Source organism: Candidatus Magnetominusculus dajiuhuensis (genome assembly GCF_046044395.1).
In the GTDB taxonomy this organism is placed as follows: Bacteria; Nitrospirota; Thermodesulfovibrionia; order Thermodesulfovibrionales; family Magnetobacteriaceae; genus Magnetominusculus; species Magnetominusculus dajiuhuensis.
The window spans coordinates 24788-31267 of the sequence record NZ_JBJUSG010000028.1; the positions used below are offsets into that span (position 1 = coordinate 24788).

The 6480-nt window shown below is 45.6% G+C and carries 5 protein-coding genes; all 5 read left to right on the forward strand.

Features of this window, described 5'->3' with window-relative positions; genetic code table 11:
• Nucleotides 1-236: 236 nt before the first annotated feature.
• Genes AB7D94_RS05785 through AB7D94_RS05805 form a run of 5 tightly spaced genes read left to right on the forward strand, consistent with a single transcriptional unit; the run spans nt 237 to nt 6277 of the window.
• Nucleotides 237-2456: a cache domain-containing protein gene (locus AB7D94_RS05785; protein WP_420264787.1), complete on the forward strand. Its 2220-nt coding sequence runs from the start codon at nt 237-239 to the stop codon at nt 2454-2456.
• A gap of 45 nt (nt 2457-2501) precedes the next feature.
• A complete protein-coding gene (locus AB7D94_RS05790; RefSeq protein ID WP_420264788.1) occupies nt 2502-3056 on the forward strand; it encodes a SiaB family protein kinase in 555 nt (184 codons plus the stop codon).
• 2 nt (nt 3057-3058) lie between these two features.
• On the forward strand, nt 3059-3448 hold the full coding sequence (locus tag AB7D94_RS05795) for a DUF1987 domain-containing protein (protein WP_420264789.1): 390 nt from the start codon (nt 3059-3061) through the stop codon (nt 3446-3448).
• 2 nt (nt 3449-3450) lie between these two features.
• Entirely contained in the window at nt 3451-4323 is an 873-nt protein-coding gene (locus tag AB7D94_RS05800) for an HD-GYP domain-containing protein (RefSeq protein WP_420264790.1), read from the forward strand.
• A gap of 1 nt (nt 4324) precedes the next feature.
• A complete protein-coding gene (locus tag AB7D94_RS05805; protein WP_420264791.1) occupies nt 4325-6277 on the forward strand; it encodes an ATP-binding protein in 1953 nt (650 codons plus the stop codon).
• Nucleotides 6278-6480 lie beyond the last annotated feature (203 nt).

Here is a 6480-nt window from a genome sequence, read left to right on the forward strand (position 1 = left end):
CCCGCCAAAATGATAATGTCCTTATAACGATCCAATGCCGGAGCTTGGGCAACGCATCCCCGTTGACTTTGAAAGGACAAATGGGGTAACTTAACTATGTGTCCGGTTTTGACGTGGTAACGTCAGTTATGGAATTAGTAAAGGGGTAGGGGATTGCCTGTAATGAATATGAACTCTATGGTGATTATCCCATGAATGTTTAATTATATCCAAAGAGCCAAAACGGGTTGCGCATTATGAAGATCAGGAATTTGCTTATGCTTATAACAACTGTGAGCATCATAGTATCGATGGTGACTATCACATCGGTTGCGGTGTTCACAATTAAGAAGCAAGGGCGGGATGATATAGAGAAGTACAAAGCGGAAGAACTGGCTAAATTGAGGCATAACCTCAGGAATCTGGCGTACATGGCCTATGGTATCGTGCAGATGAATGACAAGACCGCTCATGACAAGAAATTCCTCGAAAAGTACTACGGTGTGCGGCTGAAAGACGCTATAAGCATCGTTGAGCCGATTCTCAGAGTGAATGCCGCAAAGGTGAAAGAGGGGAAAGCGACTCTCTCTCAGGCGAAAAAGGAGGCTGTTGATGCGATCAGCAGCATAAGGTATAATAACGGGGCCGGATATTTCTGGATCAACGACACAACACTTCCCTACCCCCGCATGATTATGCACCCGACATTGCCGGAGCTGGACGGCAAAGTTCTGAGCGACCCGAAATTCAACTGTGCCCTGGGCAAAACGAAGAACCTTTTTCAGGCCTTTGCAGAGGTCACAAAGGCAAAAGGAGAAGGCTTCGTTGACTATCTCTGGCCGAAACCAACAAAAGAGGGTCTTAGCGCTCAGGTGCCAAAACTTTCTTACGTAAAACTTTTCAGTGAATGGGATATTATTATCGGCACCGGTATTTATATTGATGACGCGGTTCAGGACGCCATGGAAACAAGTAAGGAAGCCCTGAGCAAAATAAAGTTTGATGATGGGACCGGATATTTCTGGATCAACGATACAACACTTCCCTACCCACGGATGATTATGCACCCGACTTTGCCGGAGCTGGACGGCAAAATCGTGACCGACCCGAAATTCAACTGTGCCTTGGGCAAAACGAAGAACATTTTTCAGGCAATGGCAGAGGCATGTAATAATAACGAGGGTGAAGGTTTTGTGGATTATATATGGCCGAAACCTACGAGAGATGGCCTGAGCAAGCCTGTTCGGAAACTGGCCTTTGTAAAAGTATACAAGCCGTGGGGATGGGTTATCGGGACAGGCATTTATACCGACACTATAGAGGAAGAAACCGCACGGAAGGCCTTGTCCATTAATGACCAGGTCAGGAAGGTCATAAACAAGTTCCTTGTGATCTCGGCAATCGTGCTTATTGCCGGGGTAGCGACTGTCATTATTTTTTCGAAAACTCTTACCGTACCGATCAGCAGGCTTACCGACTCAATCAGAAAGATAAATAAAGAGGGCATATACTCGGGTGAATCTCCAGTGACGGGCACTGTGGAAACCAGAGAACTAGGAGAGATATTTAACAGAATGCTCTCAGAACTTAGGAGAGGCGAAGAAACAAACAAGGCGCTTTTCAACGAGTTGGCGGATTATAACAGGACACTGGAGCGGAAGGTGGCCGAAAGAACGTCTGAACTTCAGGCCACACTTGCAGAGGTCAGTGCGGCCAACAATAAGATCCTCAGGAGCATTAGTTATGCAAAGATGATTCAGACTTCTCTCCTGCCTGATCACGATACGGTTGTGACGAATCTGCCGAACAGCCTGTTTTTATGGATGCCTAAGGACATCGTCGGCGGTGACATATACTTTGCCGAGATTTTTGAGCACAATTACCTCGTCGCCATTGTGGACTGCACCGGCCACGGGGTGCCGGGCGCTTTTATGACAATGATTGCGTCGTCAACCCTGAAAAAAATAATCAACGAAGACCTCTGCAATGACCCCGGAGAGATACTGAAGAGGCTGAACCATGCGGTAAAATCACTTTTACTAACCAACTCCGAACACGAACTCTTTGATGTCGGCATGGATGCCGCGGTATGCCTGATAAAACCACGAGAGAAAACATTGGAATTCTCCGGGGCTAATCTACCGCTGTACTGCGTCAGTAAAGGCAACATGGAGGTCTTCAAAGGCGACAGGCAGAGCATAGGATACAAGGACTCGCCTTCAAATATCAATTTCACGACCGTAAAGATTGCGATATCATACGAGATGTCGTTTTATCTTGCAACCGACGGCTATATTGATCAGACAGGAGGTGATTACGGGTTTTCATTCGGCAAAAGGCGTTTCAGAACGCTTTTGCATGAGATATGCGGGAGCCCCTTCCACACCCAGAGGGAAATGCTTCTTAAAGCCTTCAACGAACATATTGGCGGCAACGAACGTCTGGATGACGTAACTGTTGTAGGGTTCAGTCTATAGAAATATTACAACTACGTACCACTAAGGGAAACGGGAGATGATAACATGATTAAACTTCTGGATTTGAAGAATTACCTCGATGAAAAGGGTGTTTTTTTGTATTTCAACGGGCAAATATCACATGATTTACTGGTTCAACTGGGCGACACACTGAAACAAGCTTTGAAAAGGGAAGAAGTGGAATCCAAAACGATTGTGAAAGTCTTTTCCATGTTTATTGAACAGATGCAAAACGTAGCACGTTATTCCGATCCCGGTGAAACAGACGTCCCCAATGCTTTGGCACATTTTCAGATGGGCGTTGTGACAGTAGGTTATGACGGAAATTATTATTTCGTGGCTAGCGGCAACAGAGTGGCTGCAACCGAAGTCAACAGGATAAGGGAAAAACTTGAAAAGATCAGCTCAATGGATAAAGACCAGCTTAAGACCTTTTATAAAGAAATGAGAAAGATAGATACCCCGAAAGACTCCGTTGGCGCTGGACTCGGTTTTATAGAAATGGCCAGAAAAGCCGACAAACCTCTTGAATTCGAATTTTCTAAATTAAATGAGAAGGAATCTTTCTTCTCACTAATAACTCTGATAAACAGGGAGTAAATATGCTGAGATTTGAAATAGATGCTACGAAGAGCACGCCGAGGATTTATTTCGACCAGGGGAAAAACGTTCTCGAAATCAAAGGCGAATCATATCCGGAAAACACGTCGGAATTTTACGGACCTTTTTTTAAGTGGCTTGATATGCGCCTTGAGCAATTGCATGAGGAGAACTTTACCGTAGATATCGCGCTGATATACTTCAACAGCAGTTCTTCAAAGATACTGATGAACCTGTTTGAAAGACTTGAAAAATATGCCGAAAGGGGCAAAAATATCGCCGTGAACTGGATTTATGATAAAAATGATGAAAGTTCCCTCGAATATGGGGAGGAGTTCGAAGAAGACCTGACAACGCTGAAATTCAATCTCGTAGAAAAAGCAGGAGGTTAAAAGTGCCTAAAGACGCAATGTTTAGCGAAGAGGAACAGGTGCTTAATCAGGCAGGGAAGGTGGTCAGTGATGAGCGTTATAAAGACTCGCCATTGCATGCCGGGTTCGTGTCTTTGCTTGACAGCTATCAGCGGTTGTTCAAGCAGGTCAGGCGGTTGATCAGATTGAGCGATAAGCAGCAGCACGGCATGATATTGGAACTGGAGCAAGCCTTTGAGAGCTTTGTCCGCACCCTGGTCGCTACCATTGACGCCAAGCACCGTCTCACGGCCGGCCATTCCACTCGCGTCACAGAATATGTTCTATTTATCGGCAAAAAAATGGGCTTCAGTGACGAGCAAATGGAAGTGCTCAAATACGCAGGATTGCTCCATGATATAGGCAAAATCGGCATTCCCGATGCTGTGCTGACAAAAAACGGGCCTTTCTCGCCTGATGAACGTCTGAAGATGAACGAGCACGCCACATGGACATGGCAGATATTATCAGTCATTCGTTTGCCCCGTAATTTGTGCGAAATCCCCAAAATGGCGGCATGCCACCACGAGAAGATGGACGGAACCGGTTATCCTTACGGTCTGAAAGGAGATGATATTCCTTTTTTTTCCCGGCTCATTGCCGTAGCCGATGTGTTCGACGCATTGACCTCCCGCCGTGATTATCCAAAATACGATAGGGAACAAATTCTAAGCCCTGATCCCATGTCCATGGATAAGGCATTTTCAATCCTTACGAAGGATCAGAACATTCATTTTGATCCAACCGTAGTGTCTGTAGTCCTGAATCACCGGCCTGAATTTGAAGCCATGTGGCAGTCTCTGCACACCAACCATGCAGATGCTTTACCAGTGTGCCTGCCATCTGCTATATTATGAAATGAATAACAGTGGGCGTGCTAATAGAAGGTTTAAGCTCTGGACGGTTTTTCTTTCAATAATCGTGATGGCCACGGGCGCTGTTGGGCTATGGTTAATAGCAGAGTGGACAAAGGATAAGACCATTGAAGGTATTCAAAGGCAGGTGCGCCAAAACCTTGAACTATACAATGTATATCTTACGGACAAGATCGCCCAATTTTCGGAGTATCCTTTAATTCTGGCGGAGAACTCTTTGATTGTCAATTTTTGCGGCAATCCAACAAACGCGAGGGCAGTTAATCGTTACCTCTCTCAATTCAATATCACAGTTGGGGCATCTGTCTCGTTCATACTCAATAAGAACGGCACTGTTATCGCGTCTAGCAACTGGGACTCCAAGGACTCGGCTATAGGCAAAAGATCTGCCGCCTTTAGGCCTTATTTTCAAAAGGCGATAAACGGAGTGCCGGCGGGATACGTTGCAATCGGGCTTACATCCAAAGAACCTGGCTATTTCGCCTCCTATCCGATTAGAAAAGGCGGCGAGGTAATCGGGGTTGCCGTAGTTAAAAATAGACTCGACAGCCTGAAGCTCGGTACTCAGGAAGTCATGGGAACGCTCCTCATCGCCGATGAAAACGATGTCATCTTCGCATCGAACGATGATCTGTTTAATTTTTACGCTATTCGTGAGCTGCCGGAGGGTGTTTTGTCAGAGATAAAGGCAGATAAACAATATGAGGGCGTTGACCTCCAACCGCTTCCTGTTAAAAGCGATGTCATGCGCGGCGGCGTGAGGATAATAACATTAAAACCCTCGGCCGTCACTGAACAGCGCGAGGTCAGATACGTTATGGAGATGGTTTACGCGCAGGAAAACGGCTGGAATGTCTATCTGCTTTCAGAAGTTGGGGATTTGGATAAAAAAATCATTGTAAATATAGCGATTGCCTCTTCGATTATAGCGGTGATACTTGTTGCGTCGTTGCTGCTGATTAATATAAGACTAAGGAAAATGAAAGAAACATCAACCAAAAATCAGGTAGAACTTGAGCATAAGGTAGATGAGCGGACACAGGAACTGCACGATACAAACGAAAAACTCCTTTTCGAATTGATAGAACGTAAGCGGCTTGAAAATGCCCTGAAAATAAAGACGGACGAGCTGCAACACATCAACGAAAACCTTCGTGAACTTGTGAAAAAAGAGGTCGCTGAAAATAATAAACAGGAACAATTGCTGATTCAGCAATCCCGTATGGCGGCAATGGGAGAGATGATAGGCGTCATAGCCCACCAGTGGAGGCAGCCCATAAACGCAATCGGCCTGATAATACAGGACCTCGTTGACGCCTTTGAGCATGGAGAGATGAACAAGGAATACCTGGAAACCGAAGTCCAGTCAACCATGCAGCACATAGGATTTATGTCCCAAACGATTGACGATTTCAGGAATTTCCTCAAACCATCAAAAAAGAAACTGCGGTTTAACGTCAAAGAGGCAATAGAGGAAATAATGTCCATGTTTGAGGGGACACTAAAAAGAGACTCCGTCGCAGTGTCCTTGGCTCACTCAGAAGAAACATATCTGAAAACCGGCTACCCTAACGAGTTCAAGCAGGTGATCTTGAATATTATCAACAACGCCAGAGACGCCATTGTATCATGCCGCAAAAAAGGGCTGATGGACAAAGGCACTCAAGGGCAGATAACAATCCGCCTTGAAAAGGCCGCCGCCTCCCCAACGCAGGACGCAGACGACAAGGTAATCGTGTATATCAGTGACAATGGAGGAGGCATACCTGAGGATATTATAGACAAGGTATTCGATTCATACTTCACAACCAAGACCGAGGACAAGGGAACGGGTATCGGCCTCTATATGTCCAGGACAATAATAGAAAACAACATGGGCGGCAGACTGACAGTGCGAAACACACCCATAGGGGCTGAGTTTACGATAGAAATATAGGGGGTATGGATAAACAGGGCAAACGCACTATGTATTTTTTTGCCTGTCATTCCTGCGAAACATACATGAATAGAGTCAATCTTCGCCCCCGCCCATGAAAATTGCAAGGCCATACTGCTAAGATTTATTCATTTCAGTGAAAGCAGTTATAATGTAAGCGTCTAAATAACTACACCCGTTGATTTCCCTGCGAGGGCATCCCT